28 protein-coding genes and 1 pseudogene are annotated in these 25,549 nt (G+C 39.0%); 4 read left to right on the top strand and 25 right to left on the bottom strand.

Going from position 1 to position 25,549, the window contains the following annotated elements:
* Positions 1–18: 18 nt before the first annotated feature.
* Positions 19–1,524, bottom strand: a complete 1,506-nt coding sequence (locus F7732_RS12795) for a leucyl aminopeptidase (protein WP_151574405.1) — start codon at positions 1,522–1,524, stop codon at positions 19–21.
* Positions 1,525–1,768: 244 nt separating this feature from the next.
* Here F7732_RS12795 and F7732_RS12790 point away from each other — a divergent pair, with 244 nt between their 5' ends.
* A complete protein-coding gene (locus F7732_RS12790) occupies positions 1,769–2,248 on the top strand; it encodes a divergent PAP2 family protein (RefSeq protein ID WP_151574403.1) in 480 nt (159 codons plus the stop codon).
* Between the two features lie 71 nt (positions 2,249–2,319).
* Here the strand turns inward: F7732_RS12790 and F7732_RS12785 are convergent, their stop codons facing one another.
* The 5 genes from F7732_RS12785 to F7732_RS12770 all read right to left on the bottom strand — a co-directional run bounded on the left by F7732_RS12785 (position 2,320) and on the right by F7732_RS12770 (position 6,472).
* Complete coding sequence (locus F7732_RS12785) at positions 2,320–3,024, bottom strand: 3D domain-containing protein (protein ID WP_151574401.1); 705 nt, start codon at positions 3,022–3,024, stop codon at positions 2,320–2,322.
* A gap of 156 nt (positions 3,025–3,180) precedes the next feature.
* Entirely contained in the window at positions 3,181–3,498 is a 318-nt protein-coding gene (locus F7732_RS12780; protein ID WP_420837695.1) for a YuiB family protein, read from the bottom strand.
* Between the two features lie 184 nt (positions 3,499–3,682).
* Positions 3,683–3,808 carry a YuiA family protein gene (locus tag F7732_RS22660; protein WP_161598880.1) on the bottom strand — a complete coding sequence of 42 codons (126 nt, stop codon included), beginning with the start codon at positions 3,806–3,808 and terminating at the stop codon, positions 3,683–3,685.
* A gap of 155 nt (positions 3,809–3,963) precedes the next feature.
* A complete protein-coding gene (locus tag F7732_RS12775) occupies positions 3,964–4,446 on the bottom strand; it encodes an NUDIX domain-containing protein (RefSeq protein ID WP_066442799.1) in 483 nt (160 codons plus the stop codon).
* Between the two features lie 811 nt (positions 4,447–5,257).
* On the bottom strand, positions 5,258–6,472 hold the full coding sequence (locus F7732_RS12770) for an NAD(P)/FAD-dependent oxidoreductase (RefSeq protein ID WP_151574399.1): 1,215 nt from the start codon (positions 6,470–6,472) through the stop codon (positions 5,258–5,260).
* A gap of 326 nt (positions 6,473–6,798) precedes the next feature.
* Between F7732_RS12770 and F7732_RS12765 the strand changes: the two genes are divergently transcribed.
* On the top strand, positions 6,799–7,797 hold the full coding sequence (locus F7732_RS12765) for an NAD(P)/FAD-dependent oxidoreductase (RefSeq protein WP_151574397.1): 999 nt from the start codon (positions 6,799–6,801) through the stop codon (positions 7,795–7,797).
* A gap of 50 nt (positions 7,798–7,847) precedes the next feature.
* Here the strand turns inward: F7732_RS12765 and F7732_RS12760 are convergent, their stop codons facing one another.
* Both F7732_RS12760 and F7732_RS12755 read right to left on the bottom strand, forming a co-directional pair.
* Positions 7,848–8,063, bottom strand: a complete 216-nt coding sequence (locus F7732_RS12760; protein ID WP_151574395.1) for a hypothetical protein — start codon at positions 8,061–8,063, stop codon at positions 7,848–7,850.
* A 108-nt stretch (positions 8,064–8,171) separates the two neighbouring features.
* Complete coding sequence (locus F7732_RS12755; RefSeq protein ID WP_161598879.1) at positions 8,172–13,340, bottom strand: AAA family ATPase; 5,169 nt, start codon at positions 13,338–13,340, stop codon at positions 8,172–8,174.
* A 107-nt stretch (positions 13,341–13,447) separates the two neighbouring features.
* On the opposite strand from F7732_RS12755, the gene F7732_RS12750 reads away from it, so the two are divergent.
* On the top strand, positions 13,448–13,597 hold the full coding sequence (locus F7732_RS12750) for an anti-repressor SinI family protein (protein WP_240056612.1): 150 nt from the start codon (positions 13,448–13,450) through the stop codon (positions 13,595–13,597).
* Here F7732_RS12750 and F7732_RS12745 read toward each other — a convergent pair.
* From F7732_RS12745 to F7732_RS12735, 3 genes and pseudogenes are all read right to left on the bottom strand, one after another.
* Complete coding sequence (locus F7732_RS12745; RefSeq protein WP_151574391.1) at positions 13,581–14,297, bottom strand: response regulator transcription factor; 717 nt, start codon at positions 14,295–14,297, stop codon at positions 13,581–13,583. The two genes, F7732_RS12750 and F7732_RS12745, sit on opposite strands and share 17 nt — an antisense overlap.
* A 258-nt stretch (positions 14,298–14,555) precedes the next feature.
* Positions 14,556–14,648: pseudogene (locus tag F7732_RS12740) on the bottom strand (iron-sulfur cluster assembly accessory protein); the annotation flags it as partial.
* Between the two features lie 183 nt (positions 14,649–14,831).
* The gene (locus tag F7732_RS12735; protein ID WP_151574389.1) at positions 14,832–15,515 is read right to left on the bottom strand and encodes a hypothetical protein; all 684 of its coding nucleotides are present in this window, start codon (positions 15,513–15,515) and stop codon (positions 14,832–14,834) included.
* 147 nt (positions 15,516–15,662) lie between these two features.
* On the opposite strand from F7732_RS12735, the gene F7732_RS12730 reads away from it, so the two are divergent.
* The gene (locus tag F7732_RS12730; protein WP_151574387.1) at positions 15,663–15,914 is read left to right on the top strand and encodes a hypothetical protein; all 252 of its coding nucleotides are present in this window, start codon (positions 15,663–15,665) and stop codon (positions 15,912–15,914) included.
* A gap of 673 nt (positions 15,915–16,587) precedes the next feature.
* Here the strand turns inward: F7732_RS12730 and F7732_RS12725 are convergent.
* The 14 genes from F7732_RS12725 to F7732_RS12660 all read right to left on the bottom strand — a co-directional run bounded on the left by F7732_RS12725 (position 16,588) and on the right by F7732_RS12660 (position 25,543).
* The gene (locus F7732_RS12725) at positions 16,588–17,016 is read right to left on the bottom strand and encodes a protein-export chaperone SecB (protein ID WP_151574385.1); all 429 of its coding nucleotides are present in this window, start codon (positions 17,014–17,016) and stop codon (positions 16,588–16,590) included.
* Positions 17,016–17,270: a hypothetical protein gene (locus tag F7732_RS12720; protein WP_151574383.1), complete on the bottom strand. Its 255-nt coding sequence runs from the start codon at positions 17,268–17,270 to the stop codon at positions 17,016–17,018. Before F7732_RS12720 ends, F7732_RS12725 begins: the two co-directional genes overlap by 1 nt.
* Positions 17,263–17,808, bottom strand: coding sequence for a hypothetical protein (locus F7732_RS12715; RefSeq protein WP_151574381.1), 546 nt, complete (start codon positions 17,806–17,808; stop codon positions 17,263–17,265). Before F7732_RS12715 ends, F7732_RS12720 begins: the two co-directional genes overlap by 8 nt.
* Positions 17,809–17,979: 171 nt before the next feature.
* Positions 17,980–18,363 carry a phBC6A51 family helix-turn-helix protein gene (locus F7732_RS12710; RefSeq protein ID WP_151574379.1) on the bottom strand — a complete coding sequence of 128 codons (384 nt, stop codon included), beginning with the start codon at positions 18,361–18,363 and terminating at the stop codon, positions 17,980–17,982.
* Entirely contained in the window at positions 18,357–19,142 is a 786-nt protein-coding gene (locus F7732_RS12705) for a hypothetical protein (RefSeq protein ID WP_151574377.1), read from the bottom strand. The genes F7732_RS12710 and F7732_RS12705 overlap by 7 nt, the downstream gene beginning before the upstream one ends.
* Positions 19,114–21,669 (bottom strand): phage tail tape measure protein, encoded by a 2,556-nt coding sequence (locus F7732_RS12700; protein WP_151574375.1) that lies wholly within the window; start codon positions 21,667–21,669, stop codon positions 19,114–19,116. The genes F7732_RS12705 and F7732_RS12700 overlap by 29 nt, the downstream gene beginning before the upstream one ends.
* Complete coding sequence (locus tag F7732_RS12695) at positions 21,669–21,959, bottom strand: hypothetical protein (protein ID WP_151574373.1); 291 nt, start codon at positions 21,957–21,959, stop codon at positions 21,669–21,671. Before F7732_RS12695 ends, F7732_RS12700 begins: the two co-directional genes overlap by 1 nt.
* Positions 21,960–22,043: 84 nt before the next feature.
* On the bottom strand, positions 22,044–22,805 hold the full coding sequence (locus F7732_RS12690; protein ID WP_151574370.1) for a hypothetical protein: 762 nt from the start codon (positions 22,803–22,805) through the stop codon (positions 22,044–22,046).
* A gap of 12 nt (positions 22,806–22,817) precedes the next feature.
* The gene (locus tag F7732_RS12685) at positions 22,818–23,180 is read right to left on the bottom strand and encodes a hypothetical protein (protein ID WP_151574368.1); all 363 of its coding nucleotides are present in this window, start codon (positions 23,178–23,180) and stop codon (positions 22,818–22,820) included.
* Between the two features lie 49 nt (positions 23,181–23,229).
* The gene (locus F7732_RS12680; RefSeq protein ID WP_151574366.1) at positions 23,230–23,823 is read right to left on the bottom strand and encodes an HNH endonuclease; all 594 of its coding nucleotides are present in this window, start codon (positions 23,821–23,823) and stop codon (positions 23,230–23,232) included.
* Positions 23,824–23,825: 2 nt separating this feature from the next.
* Positions 23,826–24,014 (bottom strand): hypothetical protein, encoded by a 189-nt coding sequence (locus F7732_RS12675; RefSeq protein ID WP_151574364.1) that lies wholly within the window; start codon positions 24,012–24,014, stop codon positions 23,826–23,828.
* Positions 24,015–24,139: 125 nt separating this feature from the next.
* Positions 24,140–24,367 carry a hypothetical protein gene (locus tag F7732_RS12670; protein WP_151574362.1) on the bottom strand — a complete coding sequence of 76 codons (228 nt, stop codon included), beginning with the start codon at positions 24,365–24,367 and terminating at the stop codon, positions 24,140–24,142.
* A 68-nt stretch (positions 24,368–24,435) separates the two neighbouring features.
* Entirely contained in the window at positions 24,436–24,651 is a 216-nt protein-coding gene (locus tag F7732_RS12665) for a helix-turn-helix domain-containing protein (protein WP_151574360.1), read from the bottom strand.
* Between the two features lie 79 nt (positions 24,652–24,730).
* Positions 24,731–25,543: a hypothetical protein gene (locus F7732_RS12660; protein WP_151574358.1), complete on the bottom strand. Its 813-nt coding sequence runs from the start codon at positions 25,541–25,543 to the stop codon at positions 24,731–24,733.
* Positions 25,544–25,549 lie beyond the last annotated feature (6 nt).

Genomic DNA, 25,549 nt, shown 5'->3' with positions numbered 1-25,549 from the left:
AAGCCTCTCATAAATAGATTATTTAAGTGTTTCAAATCTTTCAACAAACAATGCAAGTGTACGAGCCATAACACCTGTTGCTCCGGAAGGTCCTAGGTCGTAGGCTTGATTCGTTGTTGCTGTGCCCGCAATATCCAAATGAACCCAAGGAGTATTTTCCGCAAATTCCCCAACAAATGCTCCGCCCATAATAGCGTGTCCTTCACGGCCTGGTGAATTATTGAGATCAGCAATTTTACTGCTTCTTACCCGCTTTTTGTCCTTTTCAAATAACGGCAGCTGCCATACTGGCTCATCAGCTTCATGTGAAGCTTCTAAAATTTGTTCAAACAGTGCTTCATTATTTGTTAATGCACCTGTAGTGTTCGTACCGAGCGCAACAATCACTCCGCCAGTTAAGGTTGCTACATCTACTAAGTAGTTAGCTCCATGATGCTTTGCATATGTCACAGCATCTGCTAATGCAAGCCTGCCCTCTGCATCCGTATTTAACACTTCAATGGTTTTACCGCTCATTGATGTAATGACATCATCCGGTTTAAGAGCAGCACCGCTAATCATATTATCAGTAGAAGGAATAACAGCTACCACATTTTGTTCAGGCTTTAGTTCACCGATGATTTCCATGGCACCTAAAACGGCCGCTGCTCCTCCCATATCACTTTTCATTCCGACTATCCCATCTTTCGGTTTAATCGAATATCCGCCTGTGTCAAAAGTGATCCCTTTTCCAACCAAGCCAATGACATCTTCCCACTCATCCTTGCCTTGGTATTTCAAAACAATCATTTTTGGAGGCTCTACAGAACCTTGGTTAACAGCCAATAAAGCACCCATGCCAAGCTTAATCATATCTTCTTTTTCTAAAATTTCTGTTTCAAATTCATAGCGTCCAGCCAGTTCTTTTGCATATTCAGCCATATCTGTTGCTGTCAGCATATTGCCTGGAAGGTTCACAAGCGTTCTGGCAGAATTCGTCCCCATGCCATATGCATAACCAACCGTTAAAGATGCTTTTATTTCTTCTGCATCAGTCTCAGAACCGTATACAAAAAGGTGCTCGATTTTTTTCTCGGGTTCATTTGATTTCTCTTTATAGCCTTCAAATTGATATGTTGCTAAAGCAAATGACTCTGTTACAGCGTGTGCAGCATCAATAGAGTCAAGAGAACCTGCTGTAAGTGAATCCAGATAAACTGCTGCTTCGGTCATCTTCGCAGCCTGAATTTGTTTAAACGCTGCTCCTAATGCTTCTCTTAAAAGATCAAAAGTGTATTCCTTTTCTTTTCCCAGACCTACAAAAATGAAGCGTTTACTGCCAACTTTTTGAAATGTATGTATTTTTGAAATGGCTTTAGGCTTAGCCGAAATGTCTCCATTTTTTACAAGCTCTGTTAGAGCGCCATCAAACGCTTTATCAATACGTTCTAATTTGCCTTCAAATTTCTGAGGCTGATCAAAAAGCCCAATGATTAAGCATTCGTGTTCTGCTGTTAAATTTAATTCTGATTGTACTGTAAACATGTTAACACCCCCAATATTGATAATATTATTATACATAATTATCTGATTTATTTCGACTTCCTAACCATCCAGTTTCAAGAAATCTTTTCTAACTAGTGTAATTTTGCTCTCATAGTGTCTTTTTAACTTCAATGTGATTTCATATTTTTGTATAAAATAAAAAAAAGTTGATTTATTTGCATGAAGAGAAATAATATTGAAGAATAGTAACTAGAGCAGTGTAAATTTTTCAAAGGTGGTTTTTATGGAATTATTTATGAACTTCCCGTTTTGGTCAGCACTCGCTGCCATCTTCTTTGCCCAATTTGTAAAGGTGCCAATCACATTTATTGCTACAAAAAGATTAGATTGGTCATTGCTGACGAGTACGGGGGGAATGCCAAGTTCACATTCTGCCGCGGTCACCGCATTATCAACTGGGGTCGCACTGGAAGCTGGACTAGATTCCGCTCTGTTCGCTGTATCCGCTGTGTTTGCAATCATCACAATGTTTGATGCTACTGGCGTACGCCGCCAAGCTGGCGAGCAGGCTATTGTGCTTAATAAGCTTGTTGCCGATTTTCAAAAGTTTTTAGATGAAGCAAAGGATTGGCAAAAAAAACCTGAACAAGAAAAAAGACAGGAGTTAAAAGAGCTTCTTGGCCATAAGCCGATTGAAGTCCTATTCGGCGGATTAACCGGGGTCTTGCTCACGCTTGTCCTGTATTATTTTTTCATCATGTAGAAAAGATATCGTGCAACAAAACAAAAAAGACAGGGAATTCCTGTCTTTTTTGTTTTAAGAATATACATGTATTATTCTTCTGCAGATTTAATATAAGCCTGACGGAATACCTGCATGGATTCATTTTCATTCAGTGCTGTCAGTTCCTCTTCTGTTAAAGAGCCATCGCCCATTTTTACAACATAGACGTCTAGCGTCTTCTTTCCCCAATGTTCATAAACTTCATCAACGGTTTCATAGTAAAGATCCAGTTTATTTCCTTTAATGGCTCCACCTTTATCAGCAACTACCCCATAGCCATAGTCAGGGATAAATAAAATGGTTCCAATCGGAAATACGCTTAAATCAGCAGCCACTGTTGAATATAAATCGCGTTTCACTTTAACACCTGAGTATGTAATACCAAATCCTGGATGATTAGGATGTTTTCCTGTTGATTCATAATAAGCGGTATAACCTGTAGCAACAACATTTTTCCGCTGATATTGAGACCAATCAATCGACTCTTCCAAAGTTGGAGGCTCTCCAACCACAGGTTCACTTGAAGAGATTTGGGATTCCCCTACTGTTGCTAATTGCAACTTCTTAAAAGCTACTCCAACCGTTTTAAATGTATGTGTTACCTTCTCCATAAGGGAAAATTCATTATTTTCAGCTGCCACTTCAGCAATTTCTCGAGCTTTTACTCCTGAGATTGATTCAAACGTCGTTAATGTTGCACCCATAACTAAAATGGTCATCACAATACGTCTTGTCCAATTTTTTAATGTATTCATACTAAATTTCACTCCTCCCAACCATATTCATTTCCCATCTGAACAGAAAATATTCATAAGTTAAGAGAATAAGCGAAAAAATTTACTATTTTCAAATTATTGAACAATAAGAAAATTCACAAGAAAAAGCTCTGCGCTTTTTTGAACGCAGAGCTTTTAAAACATTCGATATCCTTTTTTGCGCAACAGTTTAATGGTAATGCCAGCTACAATGGCACCTGCCAATCCGCTGCTTAAAATTAAAATATCTGCCATTGCCAAGCTTGATAATTCTGTACCAAGATCTGAAAAAGCAAATCCTGTGTTTGTAAAATATTCTATGAATCTCACCTGATCAATAATTAAAATGGCTATAACTGGATAAATTATTGCCATGATCCAGGACATTCTTAAAAGCATATTCAAAATAAAACCGATTCCAAAAAATAAAACAAAAAATAAAAGCATGGAAATTGGCAACACAAATATGGTCATCTGCATTAGTATTTGTCCCCCTTAGCACATCAATATTTAGTGTACTGAAAAAAATAGAATTTCGTCAACTAAAATTGGGAGAAAGGGAGATTTCTCTAACTTAGAAGTGAGAATCCATCATGAACTCGAAACAAAAAGCCCTCAATTTGAGAGCTTTATTAAACGCAACTAACTATCGCTACTGTTAACTTTTTTTCTTTCCTGACCCTCCGCAGCAGGAGCATGTTTCTGACCCGCCAAGCAAGAGTTGAAAATAACCCTTTCCTGAACAATATGGACAATTTTTTGTATCATAGCTGTTTGATTTCATTGCGTTGTCATCTCCTCTTACTACTGAATTTTCTGATAATATATCAAGGATCAGACCATTTGGAAAGGCTTAATTTTAACTGAAAACCTTTACTGTAAACGCATACAACTACTTATTGCATTGTTTTTCTTTTATTATCGTAATATTTCGAAAAATTATAAAAATAATTTATATGCCGTATATGAAAACTGATTTCCTGGATTTATGTTTTCAATTGCCTGCTGCATGATCTCTTCTGATCGGTTTAATAAATGCTTTAGCATAATGGAGGATTCAGTTTGATTAACAATGTAATCAGGTTTTATAAACGTTGCTTCTTCTATTTCTTTTTCCTGAATTGTAATATTTTTTTCTGCTATGGGCTCCAATAAAAAGATCAGCATATTATCACTAATTTCCTCTTTTATAACCCCTGTTCTTAAACCAATCATTCCTTTTACCTTGCAGGCAATTCCAGTTTCCTCGAAAACCTCTCTCACTGCAGCAGCATCTGCTGTTTCTCCTTCATGGACAAAGCCAGCTGGGATCGACCACATCCCTTTTAGACCGCCATATTTTTTCTTTACTACAAGCCATTCTCCTTGCTCCGAAATGACTAAACCAGCTGCTGCAAGCCAAACCTTCCCCCTCTTGCTCATATATATTCCTCCCTGACTGCAATTTTTCATCTTCTTTAATAAACAGTTTAACATAGATAAAAATAGTAATTTACAGTTGAAATAATATGAGATCACAGGTCAATTTATAGGTAGTTTTGTTTCTTGGAGTAGATGGCTGTTAGATTTGCTGCATTTTTGTTTAGATGGGAAATAAGGGTAGATATAGAGTAAGATGTGATTGCTTATTCTTGAATATTGGTTAATAAGGTGGATTAGAGACAGAGCTGGACCTTTTTATCCAGATATTGGTGGTACATGGCGTGATTTGAGCAGAAACAGGACTTCTTTATCCAGATATTGGGGTTTTGTGGCGTGATTGGAAGCGGAAACAGGACTCTTTTATCCAGATACTGGGGTTCTGTAGTGTAATTAGCGCAGAAACACGACTCTGTTGTCCATATATTAGGGTTTTGTGGCGTGATTAGTGCAGAAACACGACTCTGTTATCCAGATACTGGGTTTTCGTGGTGTGATTAGTGCAGAAACACGACTCTGTTATCCTTATATTGGGGTTTCGTGGCACGATTAGCTCAGAAATACGACTCTGTTATCCATATATATTGGGGTTTTGTGCCGTGATTAAAGTGAAAACCTAGATTTTGCTTCCACACAGAGCGATCATCTCTAAGACTGGACTCATTTTCAAACATTCATGCTAAACAGCCTATTAGAGCCTATCTACCCTTCCCCGAAACTATATCATACAGCTCACACCATCTCTCACCTAAACCACCGAAAACTCCCCAACAAAAAAAGAGCAGACCATGCACAGTCTGCTCTCCCTCACTTATTATAAAACGTTAAATTTACCTTTTTTCAATACAAGACCAGCTCCGCCGATCATGTAAAGTGAGCGGTTATCAACCACTTTTTTCATGAAGGAAGCTTTTTTCCCTACTAATTTTTTGCCGAAAACAACACCAATTGCATCGTTTTCTCCTAAAGAACAAACTGTACCTTTAATATCTGGCTTGAAGTTTTCTAAAGGCTTATTATGAATAAGTGCAGCAATATTTTTTGCACATGTCTCACCTTGCTGCATCGCAATTTGTGCAGTTGGAGGATATGGGCGGTTAATTTCTTCATTAATCATTAGTGAGCAGTCACCGATGACAAAGATATTCTCATGCTCTGGTACGCGCAGATCAAGATTGACTTTTACGCGGCCACGCATTGCTTCAATACCTGATTTCTCAATAATCGCATTTCCTCGGATACCAGCTGCCCATACAACTGTAGCTGCTTTAATCTCTTCTGGCTCTTCTTCACCTTTAGCAACGATAATTCCTTCTGGAGTAGCTTCTTTAATCGCTGTGCCAATACGGAATTCAACACCTTTTTTCTCAAGGTGTGCTACTGCATATTCCACTAGGTCCGGATCAAATCCTGGAAGAACCATTGGTGCAGCTTCCACACAGATAACTTTTACTTTATGAATATCAATATCATACTCATGGCATAGCTCAGGAATACGGTTTCCTAATTCGCCAAGGAATTCAATTCCAGTAAAGCCAGCTCCACCTACTACGATTGTAAGGCGTTCGTCTTTTTTCTCTTCTTCTGTATGGTATGTTGCAAATTGCAGTTCTATATGCTCGCGGATTTGGCGTGCAGCATTCACATTCACAATTGAAAATGCATACTCTTTTAAGCCTTTAATGCCAAATGTTTCAGATTCTCCGCCTAGTGCAACTACTAAGTAGTCATACTCTACTTCGCCGTTTTCAAGCAATACTTTCTTTTCTTCTTTTTTGATTTCTACGGCAGTTCCTTGAATAAACTCAACCTTGTTTCGGTCAATTACACCGGAAATATCGTATCTTACTCGATCATGATGAAGTGTTCCTGCAGATGCTTCATGCAGCCACGTCGTTTCATAATGGTAATCATTTTTATTTATTAATACGATGTCAGCTTCATTTGTCCCTACAGCCTTTTGAAGGCGAGTAGCAGTCATTAATCCGCCGTAACCTGCACCTAGTATTACTATTTTGGGCTTTCTCAAGTCTATCACTTCCACCTTTTAATTTTTTGCGTAACATTATGTTCCGCAATTTTATACTATTTTATTTTACAAAAAACAGAAAAAGATTGTGATCCAATTCACGAACATGGACAAAAAAATGTTCCAAAATTGTCACAGAAAATTAACATTAATACTCCCATTTCATATTATGCTACTTTCACATGTTTTTCAAGATAAAATCATACTTTATTAATTTTTAGACTAGTCAGAAAAGGTTTCATTACAAGATTAAGAAATGGTGAGCAAAAGATGTATTTATGGTAATATTGATGAAAGTGAAAAATACATATTTGGAGGGATTAACTTTGAGTGAAGATCTAAAAGTTTATGATATAACCATTATTGGCGGAGGACCAACAGGACTTTTCACTGCTTTTTACGGCGGTATGAGACAGGCATCCGTTAAAATTATTGAAAGCTTGCCGCAGCTTGGCGGACAATTAAGTGCATTATATCCTGAAAAATATATCTATGATGTTGCCGGCTTTCCAAAAGTTCGTGCACAAGAATTAGTAGATAATTTAAAAGAGCAAATGGCAAAGTTTGAACCTACTATTTGCTTAGAAGAAGCGGTTGAGCAGCTTGAAAAACAAGCTGATGGCACCATTAAATTAACAACAGATAAAGATGTGCATTATACAAAAGCTATTATCATTACTGCCGGAAATGGTGCGTTCCAGCCTCGCAGACTTGAATTAGAAAGTGCGAAGGAATATGAAGGAAAAAATCTTCATTACTTTATTGATGATCTTAATTCATTTGCCGGCAAAAAGGTTGTTGTATTCGGCGGCGGGGATTCGGCTGTTGACTGGGCTTTAATGCTTGAACCGATTGCTGAACAAGTGACGATTGTACACCGTCGTGACAAGTTCCGTGCGCATGAGCACAGTGTTGAAAATCTTCATAATTCAAAAGTTGAAGTAAAAACACCATATGTGCCGTCTGAACTAATTGGAAATGATGAAGGTGTTCATCAGGTCGTGTTAGAGAATGTAACAAGCAAAGAAAAAGAAGTTTTCGATGTGGATGCTGTCATTGTAAACTACGGTTTCGTCTCTTCCTTAGGTCCAATTAAAGAGTGGGGATTAAATATTGAAAAGAATTCCATCGTGGTAAATTCCAAAATGGAGACAAATATCGAAGGCATTTATGCTGCAGGCGACATCTCAACTTATGATGGGAAAGTGAAACTAATTGCAAGCGGATTTGGTGAGGCACCAACAGCGGTAAATAACGCGAAATCATATATTGATCCAAAAGCAAGAGTACAGCCACTGCACAGTACTTCTTTATTCGATAAATAATGTTTATAAAAAAACTCCGAAAGGCTAAGCCTTCCGGAGTTTTTTTTCGATTAGATCCAAGATCTTCTGCGATTATGACAGCAGCAATCTCTATCGTGGTCGTTTCTGTTGTCATCCTCTGCACCAGCTACAAGATCATTGACTAAGCAGCGGCGGACAGCTCGGCAAAGATCATCACTATCAATAGTACCATTCACTCTAACCTTAAAATTGTTGTCAAAAGCTCCTGCAACATTTCCGTTATTACGGCGGCGATTTTTCCCCATAATAACAACTCCCTTCCTCTTATTTTGTTGTTACAATATATCTTATGTAAGAGGAGGACAAGCTGCTAAGGCCAGCATCTAGCAAAAATAAAAATGTGCTTGTACATATTAATTTTCTAAAGAAAATTGAAATAGCGGGAGAGTAATATAGAAAGTAGTTCCCTGACCTTCTTGGCTTTCTGCCCAGATTATTCCTTTATGTACCGTAATAACCTCCTTGCAGATGCTTAATCCTAGGCCATGGCCTTTTTTCTTGTTATCACCATAACTATTTGTATAATCACGGTCAAAAATAAAGGGAAGAATATCAGCCGGTATTCCGAGACCGCTATCACGAATCATAATCAATAATTCATTATCTCCTTGTAATCTAAATGACAAGATAATCTCGCCAGACCTAGTATACTTTTTGGCATTGCCTATTATATTTGCAAAGACCTGCCGTATTCTTTCAGGATCCACACCGATCATATAGTCTTCTATCTCTTTATTTATGAGCACATTTTCTATGCGGAAAGCTAAATGCTCTCCAAGCTGCTCATTCTTATATCTATTTTCAATATAAGCAATAAATTGCGATAGCGGGATATAATCAATATCAAATTGTAAACGGCCAGACTCCGCCTGCGACAATTCAAATAAATCCTGTATAAGCTCCTCCAATTCATTAGATCTTTCGAGTGCCTTGCCAATTAAAAAGTTCTTTTCCTGCTCATCACTGGCAAGTCCGTTCATGACTGCTTCTAAATAGCCGCTGATGACGTTTACTGGCGTACGGAGATCATGAGATATGTTCGCTAGAAAATGCTTTCTCTTTTGCTCAACTTCCTCAAGCTTCATGTTAATTTTTTCCAATGACTGATTGGCATTCAGTAATTGCTCCGTTTTCTCAGCTACAGCTTTTTCCATGCTTTCATAGACATAAACATTTTCAATTGAAATGGATAATTGAGTTGTCAGGATTGAAAGCAGTTTCGTCTTTTTTTCAGTAAAAACATGTGATGCATGCCTGTTTTCTAAATATAAGACACCGATTATTTTACCCTTTCTCATAATGGGATTACAGAAAAGTGATTGCGTTTGAGTTTCTATAATATATGGATCTTTTATAAATAATCCTTCTGCCGCAGCGTGATGAAGAACCACGAGATCACTGCTCGCTTTCACATAAGAAACAACCTTTTCAGCCAGCAGATTCTTTCCTGTAATCGGCAGATCACGGTAAACTTCAGCTTCAGGTTCATTTACGTTTTTGCATTCTCCAACAAAGAAAGTATCCTTTCTTCTGTATAAAATAAAACCTCGATCAGCACCGGCATATTCCATAGCAACGCCAAGTAGCTTGGAGGCAAGCTTTGACATTGTCATTTCATGGGAAATACTTTGTGCTGCACCCTGCAATGCTGCGTGGACATCATAGTAAGCTTGAGGCTCTACCTGAATAGGAGCAGATATTTGCTTAAAACTAACACCTAATTGTTTTCTCTTAAACCCGGCTCCCCATTTTTCATAAAGATAGACAGCACTTTCGAAATAGGGACGTGCCAGTTTTGCATAGCCTAATTCTTTAAGATAATAACCGGCACATTCATTGGCAATCGCAGCATCTTGAATGAATCCATTCTCCTCTGCAAGCCGTATGCTTTCATCATACAACGCAAGTAACTTCGTACTAATAGCACCATCTGTTATTCTTTGTTTTTCTGCCTTCATTAATAAAAGTTTATGCTTATAGTTCTGAGGGGATAGCTTTGCCCATCTTTCAAGCTTTTTTAAACTCTTTCGCCATTCTCCCTTATATGCTCTGCCTATTTCAGAATCCCTTGTACACCATAAGGCGAGATAATAATAATACTCGGGCACAATGACAAGCGTAAGCCGATTGCTGACTAGTGGACTTAGCTCTTGTAAAATGGCTGCGGCATATTCCCTTTGATAGAATAGATAGGCCATTTGCAGGCGAATCGTATAGTGCATAATCTTAGCAGAGTCATCCTCTAAGACCGGCTGCATTTCCCAATGATAATGGGGATGATTACTTTGCAGCATGCTTGTCCAATGTTTTAGTTCATTTAAAAAACCAATTGAAATGGGATATTGAATTGTGTTGATAAATTGAATCTGCTGATTAACACGAGTTAAAACGATGTCCAGCTGTACTCCCTGTATGAGCATAGATACGACGATAAAGGAACTGTTTGCTCCTGCGAGATGCATGTTTCCCGCATCAAGACAATAGCGCTGGGAGCTTTCCATGTATGTAACATTTTTACTTATATGCGAATGCCATTGATTCACAAAGCTTCCATATACAAAGTGCACACGGCCTTTAATTCCCACATCGCCAAAATACTCTGATAGTTCTAAAGCAAGCTTGCCATACAGTACACTTCCTTCAAAGTCTTTAAATCCGGAACTCAAAATTAGTGCATAATTATTGATGACAAGGGCGCTAATATTGGCAATTCCATGCTTAAGCGTATAACGGACAGCCCGCAGCATTAAAAGGGCAGCTAAATTCTGGTTGATATGATAGGCAGCCGAATTCATGGTGATCATCGTATTCAGCACTTGTTTTTCATCATTATTAAGTTCCGGGAGTTTTAGTATCTGCTCCCTTTTTCGCTTGCTGAGCGCCAGACGAACCAGCAAAAGCTCTTTGGCTACATCTCCTTTTGTCAGCTTCTCTGGAAACGTTATCCCATAAAGCTTTAGCCCTTCTAATCCTGCCTGAATCGACTCTTCCACTCGATGCATATGTGTATACAGTATCATTTTAGAATTATATATTTCGAGCTGATCTGCTTTCTTTTCTGTATAACTCAGCAGTTCGTCAAAGGTTTGCTCCGCCTCAGAAAATTGGCTTGTTACGTACTGGCATTCTCCCAATCCCTTCATGAGTCTATAGGTTAAGTTATCATCTTTGCCTGAAGAGGCATCATTAAATAAATGCTGTGCGTATTCATAATAAGCAAGTGCTTCTGAATGTGCGGATGCATTTTTAGCCTTTTCTGCCGCAATAATGTTCCACTCTCTTAATTGCTGTTTTTCATGTGAAGTTAGTTTATTTTGAACTCTATTCAAGTGGTTAACCACTGTGAAGATATCGTTTTTAATGGAGGATTCATGCTTACAGAGCAGTCGCCCAATAGTAAGATGTGCTGCTTCTTTTTCGTCATTGGTCATCATTTCATAGAATGCCTGCTGAACTCGGTCATGCAAGAAAGTGTAATAGAGGGGTTCTTCTTCAACCATTGCTTCAGCTTCTTCACGATAAATCCATTTATACGATACACTGGTCGGCAAAACCATCCCAGCTTCAAGGGTATCCCATACATGCTCAGCTGTTTGTTCCAGCGATGCTCCAGAAATAATAGATAATGTTTTTAGGTCAAAACGATTCCCAATACAAGAAGCCAACTGTAATATATTTTGAACATGCGAAGGCAGCATCTCAATTCGCCCAATTAAGAAGGATAGGATATTTTCATCAACGTAGCTATCTTTATACTTCTCATCAATACGCCATTTCCGCTGCTCTGAAAGAAGTGTAATGAGCCCATCATCTTCATAGGATTTCAATAGCTGTCTGATATAAAAAGGATTTCCTTGTGTGATCCGATAAATATGAACAGATAATTCCTCAATATGTGTTCCCTTGTCACAGAAGGACTCTTCCAGCCATAATGTCACCTGATTTTTGGCAAGGTATCTAACTGGGATACTAGAGAAAAGGATCTTTTTTTCCTTTAATAGATTTATTGTTTTATTAAAAGGATGCTGTTCACTTATCTCATTTTCACGAAAAGCAGCAATGATCATAAAATATCGGCAATCTGCCTGTGTTAGCATATATTCAATCCATTCCAGCGATGCAATATCTGCCCATTGCAAATCATCAAGAAATAATACGAGTGGATGATCCTTCGTTGCACAGATATTTATAAATTGCTGAAAAGTATATAGCTGCAGACGCTGTGTATCAAGTAATGATCGATGATAGGCAGAACCCGACTCTCCAATCAGCCAGGCAAGCTCTGGCAAAATGGCTGTAAGAGAACCGGAGTGAACAGACAGTCCTTCTTTTATTTTTCGCTTCCAGATTTCTACTTGTTCATCATTCTCGGTCAGAAATTGGCGAATGAGTGATTTAAAGGCAGAAAGGATTGGCGCAAAGGGAACTGTTCTATTCATTTGCTCAAATTTCCCTGAAATAAAATATCCTTTTTCTTTTATCAATGGTTTATGAATCTCATTTACGAGTGCTGTCTTCCCAATCCCAGCCTCTCCTGGAATAAGCAATAGACTTCTTCCGCCATTTGCTACATGCGCAAAAGCTCTATGAATTTGTGAAATCTCTTTTTCCCGTCCATATAATCGACCAGCCTTCTCAAAAACGAGTCCATGGTCATGTTGTCCAATCGCAATACTTGGAATGTTTCCGAATGCATGATATTGGCTAATGGCGTATCCTAAATCTTCCCTGAGACCCCAAGCGCTTTTATAGCGATTGTCTGGTGTCTTTTCTAATAATTTTAAAATAGTTTCACCAATCATTTCAGGTAAATCAGGAAACTGCAGACATGGATGTTTAGGCCTTTTGGCAAGATGTGCATGAACAAGCTGGCTATGCTCAGCCAGATCGAAAGGTAATTGACCGGTAAACAGTTCGTATAATACCACCCCTAAGGAATACAGATCAGAACGATAATCAATGGGCTTATTCATTCTCCCTGTCTGCTCTGGAGACATATACAAAGGATGATTTTCAAATACTTGATGCTGGCTAGAGATAGCATAGCTTTCTTGTTTTAAAAAAGTGGCATATGTTAAACCTGTTATTTTAACTTCTAATGTGGATTCTGAAAGAAAAATCTGCATGGAATTTATATTTTTATGAATTATTCCATGCCGATGTAGTGCAGAGAGGGCATTTGCTATATGGTATGAGATCTTCAGTTTTTCAAGCAGAGGCAGCTTTGTTTGTTTTAATATTTCTGCTAAGGGAATGCCTTGGAAATATTCATATATAAAATAGTAGATGGAATGATGCTGCAGTATCTCAATTGGCTGCAGTACCATTTCCGGGATTTTTTCACTCATATGAAATTCATGAAGGGATGCAGCAATTTCCTTCTTATCTGGAAATTCCTTTTTGAAAGTTTTGATTAATACCTGCTTTCCTTTATTTGATAGCCCTTTAAAAAAGACGCTATCATGCAGTTCAATTTCAATCTCCAACAGCTGATAGTCGCCAATACGGTTCTTTTTGTCCAAATACGCACACCTCATGTTTAGAAGAACTTTAATTTCACTTTAACTAAACTTTAACTTTCAACTTTATAATATAAATACAATGAAAACATTTTCAATGGAGGTTTAAAATGGCAAATTTGATGAAATCTGATCACACTGAAATGTCTAAAGAGCAATTTGAGGAATGGTATATACTCCTTCTTGAAGCCAAAAGAATGGGATTGACTATTGAGGATATACGCAAATTTTTCAGAACATCGATCACTGGCCTCCGCTAAATTTATAGCCTAAACCTCTTACAGTTAAAATAAACTCCGGCTTACTTGGATCCATTTCTATTTTCTTTCTCAGATTACTGATATGTACCATCACAGTACGATAGTCACCCAAGCTCTCTTCACCCCATATTTTGTAAAATATTCGTTCCAGACTAAATACTCGATTGTGATTTTCAGCTAAGAAGCATAACAGCAAGAATTCCTTTGTTGATAATGTAATTTCTTTTCCGCCTTTTTTCACTGTACACTGTTCTTTTTCAATGATTAGATCTCCAAACATAAGAACATGCTGTAATTCTTGTACACTTGAATCCTTAGGCACGCTTGTTAATTCACGATAACGGCGCAAATGTGCCTTTACTTTCGCCACAAGAACACCAGGATTAAAAGGCTTATAAATATAGTCATCACCGCCAATGCGATGTCCCAAAATCGTATCCACATCATCACTTCTGCCTGTAACAAACAAGATTGGAACTTTCGTATATTGTCTTAAGCTTTGGCAAACCTCAAACCCATCCAAATCTGGCAAGTTAACATCTAAAATAATCAGACTTGGCTGTTGTTCTGCTGCGATCTTTAATGCTTCATTGCCTGAGCTGGCAAAATGCAGCCTGAAACCTTCTTTTTGGAGATAAAGTCTTTGCAGATTTTGAATGTCTTTATCATCATCAACAAGAAGTATGGTCTCTTTCGTCATCTATGGCTTTCATCCTTTCTTCACACTGCTTTAAACCCTTTATTTCCCACAATTATATAATATTTGGATGTACTACACATTATTTTTGCGTTATTTTCATATGCTTCTCCGCTGTATGGAGGAACCTGTCAATCTATTATTCCATATCCAGGGGTTAATTCCCTCCCAGTTAGAAATGTTGCTCATTAATTGAGTGAATGAATCTCTAATAAAAAAAGACCTGCGATGAAGCAATCGCAGGTCTTTTGGTGTTCATTATTAACATTCCTCAGGTGTACCAACGTTTGTTGCTGTTCTAAATGATGAACCACAACCGCAATTTGCAATTGCGTTTGGATTTTCAATGGTAAATTAGGCGGTATGGAAAACGTTGCCCCCATCGGTAACTTATGCGGTCACTGAGCGTTTATCGTACTCGTATATTTTTTCGCACCTACGTATTTAACGTAACGTGTATTGATAGTCCCATTATAAACGCAAGGTTTGCGATGTACAAGCGTCAAGCGCAAAAAACTCTGTCGGAGCCCAATAAATTCAGCCTATGAAGTGGCGAAGTTTTTCTATTGTTTCTTCCCAACCTAATAGTAACGTCATTAGCGAGCCGAACAACCCTATTAGAATAATTACTCCGTTAATAAATCGCATAAACCAATTGTCCGTAATTTTTGCAAAAGTTCGATATTCCATTAGGCCTGACCAAACTAAGACGGATAATGGCAATGTGACAATAAAGTTAACACCTTCTCGCAAAAGTTTAAATGGGTTTTTTATCATTGACCTAACCGAATCCGCGGCATCTATTTTCTCTTGAATTGTCATTGTAAGCATGTTCCTCAATAACTCAAAGTCTCGCGAATGGATATCAGGAAACCTCAATTTATTTATAGTATTGGCAAGCAATTGGTAGTTTCTATACAACATATTTCCAATTTGGTACGATTCCAAAATTCCGTTTTTACCCATCTTCCTCTGAGCTTTGCTTGTGTACCTTACGAGAAAGGAGTATAGCTCACTTTCTTTTGAAGAATTTTTTCCGCGCGAGTTTATTAGAAAGGATCCAAAATCCCTCTCGATAAAACTATTTAAATATTCTACATAATTTTGTAGATATTTAAGCAAGAATTTTTCATCCTCGTCTATTCTTTTGAGTCTACCTATACATATAACTAAGCCAATAAATATTAAAGCTGAAAAAACACCGACTATATACCAAATCAACAGCATCCCCCCTGTATTCAATATAATTACATTTTACTACACAAAAAGATAAATTTATGACAGGTTTCATGTGAATTTTGGAAATATTCAAGGGTTTTTTTGTTTTCTTGTAGAATTAAAATACTACAAATAAAGGAGGGGAATTCGTTGAGTGAAAAAATTGTAGATATCAAAGAGCGTTACCATGAGGAGATTGGAAATATTAAATCTATACTTACTTGCTTAGAAAATGGGAGGGTTTATGGATATAACGGGAATAAAAGCCAAGGAGACGGTTCTTTAGAATATAATGCGAGGAAACTAAAAAAGGAGATTGCACGGTTACTTACTAAAATTGAGTACGGAAAACCCTCGATTTCTGACGAAATTGCAGAAGCGTTTTTCAGCGAAAATAAATAATAAACTGGGTTTCGCAAATCTATCCGCCACTGCCAAATTTACCGCCAACATACAGAGAACCACCTCAAAGTAAAAATTTGATTCGCGGATTTAAAACGTGCCTGGGCAGCGTTTTCTAAAAACACCGCCCCCCCCCCTATTTTATCCACTTTAATACATTAAAGTTTTACAGTAATGATTTGGATTTTCATACAATCGTATACAATTTCGTTATACAAAAAGTTGCATGTGAAATACATTTCTAGTAGACATAATATACATTTTCAGAACCAACCTACTTTCACATACCGCGTCGTAGCAACGTTTATGGAGTGCACTGATTTATCGATTATACACGATTTTATACAACGTTGTTATAACACGGTTTATGTTGCGTATTCATCCGTTATTTCCCGAAATAATTGCATATAGTTCGGAAGCTGAAACGCTGGCATTATGCATATAACTTCGTATACTAACGCTTTAACGTATTAAATCGATAGGTTAAAGTTTTTGGAGGGGTCGCGCGCGAAGCTGCGTGGGTTGATATATAGGAAGACTATTACGCTAAATGTTACCTTTTGTAACGGAGAATATTAACACTGCTGAATATCTTCTATAATATATTTTGTATAATTTATTGTTACGTTAACGCTTCAGAAAATAAAAAAGAACCTTATTTAAAAGGTTCCAGTTATTTATTTAAACCTAACAATCTATGGATATTTATAGGAGGTAGAATTAAAGGTTCAATATTTGCTATTGATGTGACATTCGTAACCGCGCTCCTTAGGTAGGGAAATAGGATCGCTACAGTATTTAAATTAATTACATCATGTACAGATTCTCTTGGTACTTCACTAAATTTATCATCTATTGAAAATATACCTTTTAACATTATTTCTAAATAAAACGCATCAGAATCATCTGATAAATTATTCTCATTTATTAGGCATGTGAGTGAGACAAACACCCTATTTTCATTTTCATAAGTGTGTTCTACTTTAAATTTAGGTTTAACACTAACTTCAGCATTATTAAAATCAAACTTGCTATTTATATTAAACAAGCATTTTTCTATTTTATAATCCTCAAAAACTAAAAAACTTATTAGCTCGTCCATTATATCACTTTCCTTAAGTCAGTTAAGTCCATTTCCCATTTTTTTTGTGCTTCTCCACCCATATTATATGTTGATTTCTTTTTAATTTTAACTGGATACGGCAGCTCAAATTTATCATAGTCCTCTAATACCATAGAAGCTTTTTCGTCATTAAATACTTCCAGACCAGAGTTTTCAAAATGCTTTTTAAATTGTTCATCAGACATTTCGTCATAAAACATTTCTAATTTTTTTAAAATTTCGTTTTTATCCATTTAAAACACCTTCCTCAACTATTTTTGGTGCTTCAATATAATTTGTATCTCGAACACTAATTACTGTGCAATTCGGAACTCTAGATAACGTCTTTAAAATTCGGTCTTTTGATAATTGAATAAACATATCTTGCATTACAACTTTATATTCGGCAACCTTACACAAGTCATTAATTATTTGTCCATCAAAAAAATCTGTTTTACCTTTTACACCAATTCTTCTCTTTTTAAATTGATCTCTGACAATTTCTCTGTGAGCATGGAACATCTTCCTGTTATCAGGCTTGTTTAAATCTAACATTTCTTCATCAGTATTTATATTAATCCTTGCCTCTATAATTGTATATTCTACATAACTTTTTTTATAACCTTCTGATATGCACCATTCTTTAGCAATTTTTTTATCATTGTTAAAAAAATACGCCCCATCGCCCAACCATAGTAACGGTCTTGTGCTGATTAAAAATTCACCACTACAAACAATAGCAGTTCCTGCCTCTTTACTTGTTCCGTGATGTGCATTTTCAATTCGAACCATATAATAATCATTCCCATAATAAACAATATATAAAACATTAGTATTCAATTTAGTTTAATATAAACGACAAGATTTGACAACCGATATATTACCATAATTCGGCTATTAACTAATTCTTTAGTCTTGATAATTAGAAATACGGCAGCCCCAACGGAGCCACCGCGTTATTGATTATGCGTTCTTCTTACCCCGAAGTCGTGCAATTTCCGCCTTCATATCTTCGACTGTATTCGCTGATCTATCACTCTGTTTCGTTCTGTCCTCGACCTCTAAGCGATCCGTCAGCATGCCCGTCGATTGGAATAACAGCTTTGCTGCGGCAGCATTACCGTCTATCGCCTGCTTATACATAGCGTTGACTACATCGCCCATTTTCTCGGCTGTATTGCGGGAAATTTCGCGTTTAAGCTCGTCTTGAAATTCGATGCTTTGGCGCCATTGATAAAGCGTCTTTCTTGTAACGCCAACCTTTTCCGCGATTTGTTCTTGCGTTAAATCCCCGTGACCTGGTAACGCTAAATATTGAATTGCTTCGTATTGTGCTGCGTTTAACATTCCGATTCCTCCCTCGGTTTTCTATATAAGTCATGTAGCTTTTCTAAATCTTCCTCGTAAAAATACCACTCAATCTTTCCGCTTTCCTCTAACGCTAAAACATGAGCGTTAATGTCCGATGAAACCTCGAACGGATGGAAATAAGAAATCATTCCGTGTAATCCTGCTAGGTGATTTAAGACCTTTTGTCGCATATATCGCGATGTTTCGTCCGGTGTTTTATTGGCGATATCTTCCTCCGTAAAAGGTACGTTCATTAGTTTCGACCCAGCTTCGTGATATTTCTTAACTGGAGGCATTATAGACCAAATACCTGTGCCAGCTTCCGGTAAAGTTAGTGAAACGCCGTCCTCCGGAACGAAACTAACCTGGCCTACTTTTTTCGTATCTTTACAGAATCCGATTATCACGATTTTGACGCTATCGGCCTTATCGAGGAAATTTAGCCATTCCGGACCGTCTTTATTTTCGCGCGCTCGAGCAATAACTCTTTCCAAGGCGTCTTTGCAGTCTTTTATGTCATACTCGACACTAACTTCCTTAGTTAATTCATCCTTAATATATTCGCCAAGCTCCGCAATTCCGCCGATACTTAACAAAGTGAAATAACTTAAGCGACTTGATTTCGTATACTTTTCGTCGTCCATTGTCGGCGGTAAATCACTTTCCGTAAACTCGCCGGTTGCTTCATCGTATAGATAGTTTTTAGTAACTCGACGAGAATCACTTGCGGAGATAGCGAATAGACCGCTAACTCCATAATTCATGACCAATGTCATTAAAACGCCTCCCTGTGAATAGAGCCATCGCTTGTTCTGCGATCTCTGTTGAATATTCGTCGTCAGCCTCGATAGGTGAGTCTTTGATCTTCGAATATACATCTAAATTAAGGCCCGACATTGTGTTCGTTACTGCCTCCGTCAATCCTGCAGCAGTTCTAGCGATACGGCCAGCCGTTTTACCTAAACCGTTTTCAAAGCCTTCGCCAGTAAAAATACCGAGTTTCATCGTCACACGCGACGGAGACTTAATGCCTAGCGCGCCTTTGATCGTGCTTGTTATTCCGTCAGCGATAGACTTGACCTTTTCCCACACGGCAGACGCCATCGAGCCTATTCCGTTAATTAAACCTTGGATGATGTTCTTGCCGATTTGGACTAAATTAATACTACGGAAAAAGTCCATTACGCCGTCCCAAAGTGTTCGAATCGTAGTTCCAACAGTGCCAAAAATATTCCGTACGCTACTTAATAGGCTATTAAAATGGGCAGTAACCATGCTCCAAATTTGTGAGGCGATATTTACAATCGTCTGTTGCATGGCCGACCACGTACTCGCCCCAAAATTTCTAAGCATAGTAAAAATACTGCTGGCGCTGTTATAAAGGTTCCGGAAAAATCCTAGTACACCGTTGACCATGCCACTTGCTAGGTTCTGCCCTGTCGTCGCGAAGCTCTTAAAGAAATTTACGATTCCATTTGACATGCCTTTAATGATATTAAGCACGCCTTTTGCGAGGTTTGTTAAAAGAGTACGTAATCCTCCGACAAAGGTAAGCGTCATAAGACCAATAACAAAGTCGATTGCTCCGGAGAATATTTGCTTAATACCTTCCCACAGCGTCGTAAAGTCGCCAGTAAATATTCCAGAAAAGGCTTTTATAAGTCCCATAATGATGTTTAGTGCACCATCCACAACTTGCTGAATAGCCAACCAGACATTTTCCATGATAAATTGTACCGCCGGCATAACGAACTCAACAGCTGCCTTTATACCATTAAAGACATTTTCAACAGCCTGTAGAAATTGCGGTCCGATTTCGTTCCAAAACGACATGATTGCCGCTATTTTTTCTTGCACAAACGAAGCCACAATGCCGAATACATTTACCGCGACATCTTTGACGCTGTTAAATATACCGGTGACGGCACTTCGGAAGGTTTCGCTGTTTTGCCACAAAGCGACGAGCGCGGCGCCTAGCCCTATGATCCCAGCAGCGATTAGTCCGATAGGTCCTGTTAAAGCGGTGAATACAGGAAGCATGGCCGTAAATCCTCCGATAATAGACGGAATGGCACCAACCAACATTAACAGCGGTCCGCCTACTAACAAGAAACCTCCCGTAAGCGCAGCAATACCGGCGATTGTTGACTGTATTGGCGCCGGTATGGAGGCGAATAGTTCCCCGAGTGATTTTAGAGCGGAAGCTATTGATTGAACTGTCGGCAATAACGCTTGACCAAGTGGAATAAAAGCATCGCCTATAGTCCGGAATGCTTCCAGGAACTGCTTTCCAACCGTCTTTTCCATCGTTTCAGCCGCACGCATTGTAGCTCCTTCAACGTCGCCGATTTTGTTTTCAGCCGTGCCCATTGCTGCAACTACGTCAGCCTCGAGGTCCTCCCATTGCGTTCCGAATAAAGCAAAGCCGGCAATACCTTGTTCGACCGGATCTTCCATGGCTGCTAATGCTGCGATAGTAGCCTGAAAAGCATTTTCGCCTTTGATGCCCCCTTCTGCGATTGCTGCGCCCATTTCTTCGGCATTAAGTCCGATTGCCTGGAAACCTTCTGCTGTCAATTTCGATCCGTCTTTTGCACGGATATTAAATTCCTTGATCGCATCCCCGACTTTATCCAGGTTCCATGCTCCGGCATCTGCTCCGGCGATAAGGATGTTTAACATTTCTTCTGCCGAGTGGCCCATCGTTGAGAAGGCCGGCGAATATTCTCGCATTGTATCGAGTAATTCATCGGAAAAGTTTCCGCCCTTTTGGAAACCGACCGTCATTAAGTCCATTGCTTCGGAGGCTTCAATACCGAAATTCTTCATCATTACCGATGCGGTTCTCGATGACTCCGCGACATTGGCTCCGAATAACTCCGAAAGGAGCATTGCGCCCTTTGTCACTTCTTTAAGCTCTCCGTCAGCAAGATCGCCCAAGTTTTGGCGGATTGTTATAATAGCGTCTGTTGCCTCGTTAGCACTTGCGCCAAAACCGTCTTTCCATACCTCTCGAGCAACCTTACCAAGTTGACGCGCCTCTGACTCGGTGGTGCCTAGGCTTGCTTTAATTCTTGCGTTTGCATCTTCAACCGCACTTGCTGCCGCTGCTAACCCGCCTAGACCTCCTACAATAGCTGCACCTGCACCGGTAGCAATCGCACCAATTTCGCTGAATGATTTACTGGCTTGGCTTATATTTCTTTGCAAGTTGGTGATCTGCGAGGTAGCGTTAGTAAGTCCTCTGGTCAATCCACTGATATTAGCGCCAATATTTACGACTAAGTTTTGTACCGAAGCCATTAGCGCAACACCTCGATAACTTCTTTTAACGCCATGTTTGCCATGCGCTGAGCACGTCTAAACCGACCTTGCTTACCGACGACCATTGCATAAATTACCTTTTTAAACGCTTTCCTCACCGCGCTGATCTTCGGATGCTGGTACTGGCTCAACGCCTTATCAACGACTAAAGCTCGCTCGTGTGCCTCCGCAAATAACTGGCGAGGACTTTTCGTTTGTTCCTTTGCGCCTTGCTCCAGAAAACGTCCAATTGCAACGATTTCAGCCAGCGCTTGTTCGATATTTCTCATTGCTTAACCCCCCTAAATTAACTTTGATTAAATTTGACCTTATGGTCGTATAAAAAGCGCCCCAAGTGGGACGCCTAGTTCTTTTTATTTATATTTACGTACTATTCGATCATAAGGTCCTCGAATATCCCCTCGGTATTGTTCGATAGCTTCAAGCATCTTATATTCAACATTTGCATTCCGTTGATTTTCGTTAGATGCTGCTTCTTTTATAGCTTCATACGTTGAACGAATAGCGCCGTTGATTGTAACAGTACGTGCCGAATCGCTTCTAGCTTGCATTTTTTCGCCTTTTGATTCCAACATCGATTTGATTTCGCTGAATTGCGACAACAGTTCGAGTGCTGAATCTCGTTCGATATTAGTAAGTTGTTCGTTTATAGATTCAATAGCTTGAGTAAAACTAGAAGCCATGCTAATTTCGGTCTTTACGATACCAACTGTTTGCCGAACTTTATCGGCGTTATAACTATTGTCTAGGTCGATTGATGTAGCAGTTTTCTTCGCTGCTTGTTTTAATACATTTAAATCATGCGAAAACTTCTCTTGAAATCCATTGACCTTTTCCTTCAGTTCTTCTTTTAACAGTGTGATTTTTTCCGCTTTACCTTCAGGAGATAACCGATAGTTATCATTTATAGCAGTTACTCTTACTTCGAACTCACTTACCGCTGTTACTACGCTCTCTTCATGAGATTTTAACGATGGGTAATTAATTTCTTTCGCCTTACCTTCACTTATTAACTCGTCCGCCACATGTGTTTCTTCCGAATAAATAAGACCCGTTGATTTTCTAGTACCTCTATCCGAAACACTTTCTAACATATATATATCTTTAAAACTCATAATTTCATCCCCTTATTTTAATGTTTCGATTATTGTATCTTTCCTATTTAATGCGTCTGCAGCAAGTGAATTAGTGTCCCTAAACCGTCGTGCAGGATAAACTAATACATTTAAGTTTGTAAAATGCCGATACCAACTGCGTTTAGTTCTGAGTGTTGGATCGGATACTCGTATAGTTGCTATTTCATCCTCGTTTAATTGCGAAGTAACCTGGTCGATTATAAACTCGAATGTTTTGCGCCTCGAATACTCCGAAACTTGTAAATAATAAGAACCGATAAACTCAATTTCTTTGCAGTTATACCGCTCAATTCCGATTCCAATGTCATCACCGTCTCTTAATATTGCTACTCGATAAGTTTTTTCTTCGACCACGGATACACCCTTTCATCTTTAAAATTTTTATTAATGAAACTGCTTTCAGCTAATTCCTTAATCCGCTTTTCTGTAACATAACGTCCGGCAGTGAAGAAAAATTCTCGACCGCCTTGGACAACCCGGACAAGAGACGTTTTACCTCGGCAGATAGTGATTCGCATTCTATATCCTCCCCGTCAACAAAAGCGCTATATCGTTCGACTTCTTCTTGCTTCTCTTGGCTAAAGCGTTCAGCAATAGGTCTGTCGTGCTTTTTAACATTGCAAGGCATACATGCAACAACTATATTGGCTTTGGTATTTCCGCCACCTTTACTTAGAGGGACTACATGGTCAATTGACATAGTTCCAGCGATTTCCTGGTCACAATAAACGCAAGTATTTCCGAAAAACTCCATTACCGCGAGAACGTCGTCAACTTCTAAATTGTCCTCGACTTCGTACCCGTTCTTTTTAATCGTCTTACGGGCATTCTGTAACGCCATGCTTGCTTTACCGCGTGGAGTTCTGCCATATTCCCGCATTCTCACTGACGCAGCTGCTCGTTCACATTCGGCGCAATAACTTCTGTTCGCTTTGTAAAACACGTCTATCGGCTTGTCTTGGTCACATCGGCTGCAGTACTTTGTTTCTTCGCACATACTTAAACCGCCTTACGGCGCAAGTCGCGTGAATCCATAACCATGCGCGGTAATAATTCTATGATTTTGCGTTTGCTTAAATAGTGCCCGAGTTTAAATTCTGCGGTAGACCCGTCGTCAAAAATAACGCGTGTGATCTGAGGCTGACGAAACCCCGAGCCGCGGATAATTTCATATCTAAATGCTGTCATTGTAATCTTCTCCCCTACTAAATAGATTTTCTTGGTGATCTCAACAGTTTTTCAAGCGAATTAGACGATTACAGCCACAGAGAAACATTCCGAGTATGTTGGTTAGGGTAATCCCTTTAAACGCCTTAAACGGCTTTATTTTCGTTGAAAACTGTCACGCCAAACATCCGCTCCGCTGGTCGTCTTTGTTCAATCGGTATACGAAATTGAACGCTAATGAGGCGCTCGCGTTTGTAATATGAAGCCATGATTGTCCAATCTTTTTTATAGCGTTTTATACGCCGGATTAGCTCACGGTCCTCGCTATAACCGGCGAGCCAGCCAGGCTCTAACTTCCATAAAGAATTTTCCATTTCGATATTGACGTCCCCTTCTTGTGCGTGTTATACTAGTGTAAAGTAATAATTTTAAAATAGGATAACTATGAGATTTTTCTAAAATGAGTATAAAAAATATAAAAGTCATCCGATAGACCTGCTTCTATACGAACTAACTTAGCGCGCACATAATCCGAAATTTCCCGCTGACCGTTCTCGATTGCGCAAATAGTCGTAGCACCCACGCCGACTCTTTTAGAAAAAACGCTCATTGACTCTCCGAAAAAGTAACGGATCGCTTTCACTTTCATTCCGTCCATTATTAATCCCTCCTTTTTATTCTGTTTTAGTCCTAAAATAAAGGTGGACAAACACCGCGCGCCAGTATTCGTCCCTATATTATATAATGGAGTTTTCTTCGGCTAAAATTGGCGTTTTACCGCGGTTTAATGCAGTTTTTCTTTCATTTTCTAGCTCACACGCCGATTTATCGGACAACTTATATTTTCGACGATCTCCCTCTTTGTAAGCGACTATCCCCTGCTGCATATCGCATATATGACGTCTATAATCATGCGCATAAAAGGCGCTTCCGCAAACCTTACATTCTCTTACTCTCGACAAATCTAATTTTCTTATTCTCCTTAAAACATCTTTTCGTTGATAGCCATACTTTTCAGCTAAAGTTGTGGTATAAAACTCCGCATTCTGCTTAACGCGGCGAAGCTCCTGTCGAAACGCCTCAATGTCTGGCGCTACTTCCGCAAATAATATATCTTCGATTGAATCGTCGGCGAGCTGTAGCTCTGTTACTAAACCGCTTGGCATAACGTCACCTTCAACCATCGCGTCCATTTCGTACTGAAAAAAAATGCTACGTTCCTTTTGCATCCGGTCGCGGTCATCCCTCACCGATCTATCCGGATTAGTTACCGGGTATTCTTGCTGGCGTTCTGCTACCTGGTCAACACGCATAATAAAATCGGCAAGAACGTCAGCAACGGTACACGAACGGCTGCGCTCGCGTTTTCTTGTGGCAGGATGACGAATAAACGGCTTATCGATCTTTATTTTCGACGGGTCCAACCATTCCAGCGTAAAGTCCTCGGCCAACTGATTGCGTTCGTCTGCAGTATATTCTTGAGTATAATTAGCGTCCCAAAACCTATTAAGTGCGGATTGAACTTCGTATTCTTGCGGCGTAAGATACATTTAATT

The organism is Bacillus mesophilum (assembly GCF_008923265.1).
Classification (GTDB): Bacteria; Bacillota; Bacilli; order Bacillales; family Cytobacillaceae; genus Cytobacillus; species Cytobacillus mesophilum.
The sequence above is the reverse complement of the archived record's forward strand: the minus strand, read 5'-3'. Positions and strand labels throughout refer to the sequence as shown.

Excerpts from the sequence above, each read along its gene's own strand:
- F7732_RS12795 (WP_151574405.1), bottom strand. The coding sequence starts at position 1,524 with ATGTTTACAGTACAATCAGAATTAAATTTAACAGCAGAACACGAATGC.
- F7732_RS12790 (WP_151574403.1), top strand. The coding sequence starts at position 1,769 with ATGGAATTATTTATGAACTTCCCGTTTTGGTCAGCACTCGCTGCCATC.
- F7732_RS12785 (WP_151574401.1), bottom strand. The coding sequence starts at position 3,024 with ATGAATACATTAAAAAATTGGACAAGACGTATTGTGATGACCATTTTA.
- F7732_RS12780 (WP_420837695.1), bottom strand. The coding sequence starts at position 3,498 with ATGACCATATTTGTGTTGCCAATTTCCATGCTTTTATTTTTTGTTTTA.
- F7732_RS22660 (WP_161598880.1), bottom strand. The coding sequence starts at position 3,808 with ATGAAATCAAACAGCTATGATACAAAAAATTGTCCATATTGTTCAGGA.
- F7732_RS12775 (WP_066442799.1), bottom strand. The coding sequence starts at position 4,446 with ATGAGCAAGAGGGGGAAGGTTTGGCTTGCAGCAGCTGGTTTAGTCATT.
- F7732_RS12760 (WP_151574395.1), bottom strand. The coding sequence starts at position 8,063 with ATGGGGAAAAATCGCCGCCGTAATAACGGAAATGTTGCAGGAGCTTTT.
- F7732_RS12750 (WP_240056612.1), top strand. The coding sequence starts at position 13,448 with ATGGCAAATTTGATGAAATCTGATCACACTGAAATGTCTAAAGAGCAA.
- F7732_RS12745 (WP_151574391.1), bottom strand. The coding sequence starts at position 14,297 with ATGACGAAAGAGACCATACTTCTTGTTGATGATGATAAAGACATTCAA.
- F7732_RS12725 (WP_151574385.1), bottom strand. The coding sequence starts at position 17,016 with ATGGACGAGCTAATAAGTTTTTTAGTTTTTGAGGATTATAAAATAGAA.
- F7732_RS12720 (WP_151574383.1), bottom strand. The coding sequence starts at position 17,270 with ATGGATAAAAACGAAATTTTAAAAAAATTAGAAATGTTTTATGACGAA.
- F7732_RS12715 (WP_151574381.1), bottom strand. The coding sequence starts at position 17,808 with ATGGTTCGAATTGAAAATGCACATCACGGAACAAGTAAAGAGGCAGGA.
- F7732_RS12710 (WP_151574379.1), bottom strand. The coding sequence starts at position 18,363 with ATGTTAAACGCAGCACAATACGAAGCAATTCAATATTTAGCGTTACCA.
- F7732_RS12705 (WP_151574377.1), bottom strand. The coding sequence starts at position 19,142 with ATGACATTGGTCATGAATTATGGAGTTAGCGGTCTATTCGCTATCTCC.
- F7732_RS12700 (WP_151574375.1), bottom strand. The coding sequence starts at position 21,669 with ATGGCTTCGGTACAAAACTTAGTCGTAAATATTGGCGCTAATATCAGT.
- F7732_RS12695 (WP_151574373.1), bottom strand. The coding sequence starts at position 21,959 with ATGAGAAATATCGAACAAGCGCTGGCTGAAATCGTTGCAATTGGACGT.
- F7732_RS12690 (WP_151574370.1), bottom strand. The coding sequence starts at position 22,805 with ATGAGTTTTAAAGATATATATATGTTAGAAAGTGTTTCGGATAGAGGT.
- F7732_RS12680 (WP_151574366.1), bottom strand. The coding sequence starts at position 23,823 with ATGTGCGAAGAAACAAAGTACTGCAGCCGATGTGACCAAGACAAGCCG.
- F7732_RS12675 (WP_151574364.1), bottom strand. The coding sequence starts at position 24,014 with ATGACAGCATTTAGATATGAAATTATCCGCGGCTCGGGGTTTCGTCAG.
- F7732_RS12670 (WP_151574362.1), bottom strand. The coding sequence starts at position 24,367 with ATGGAAAATTCTTTATGGAAGTTAGAGCCTGGCTGGCTCGCCGGTTAT.
- F7732_RS12665 (WP_151574360.1), bottom strand. The coding sequence starts at position 24,651 with ATGGACGGAATGAAAGTGAAAGCGATCCGTTACTTTTTCGGAGAGTCA.
- F7732_RS12660 (WP_151574358.1), bottom strand. The coding sequence starts at position 25,543 with ATGTATCTTACGCCGCAAGAATACGAAGTTCAATCCGCACTTAATAGG.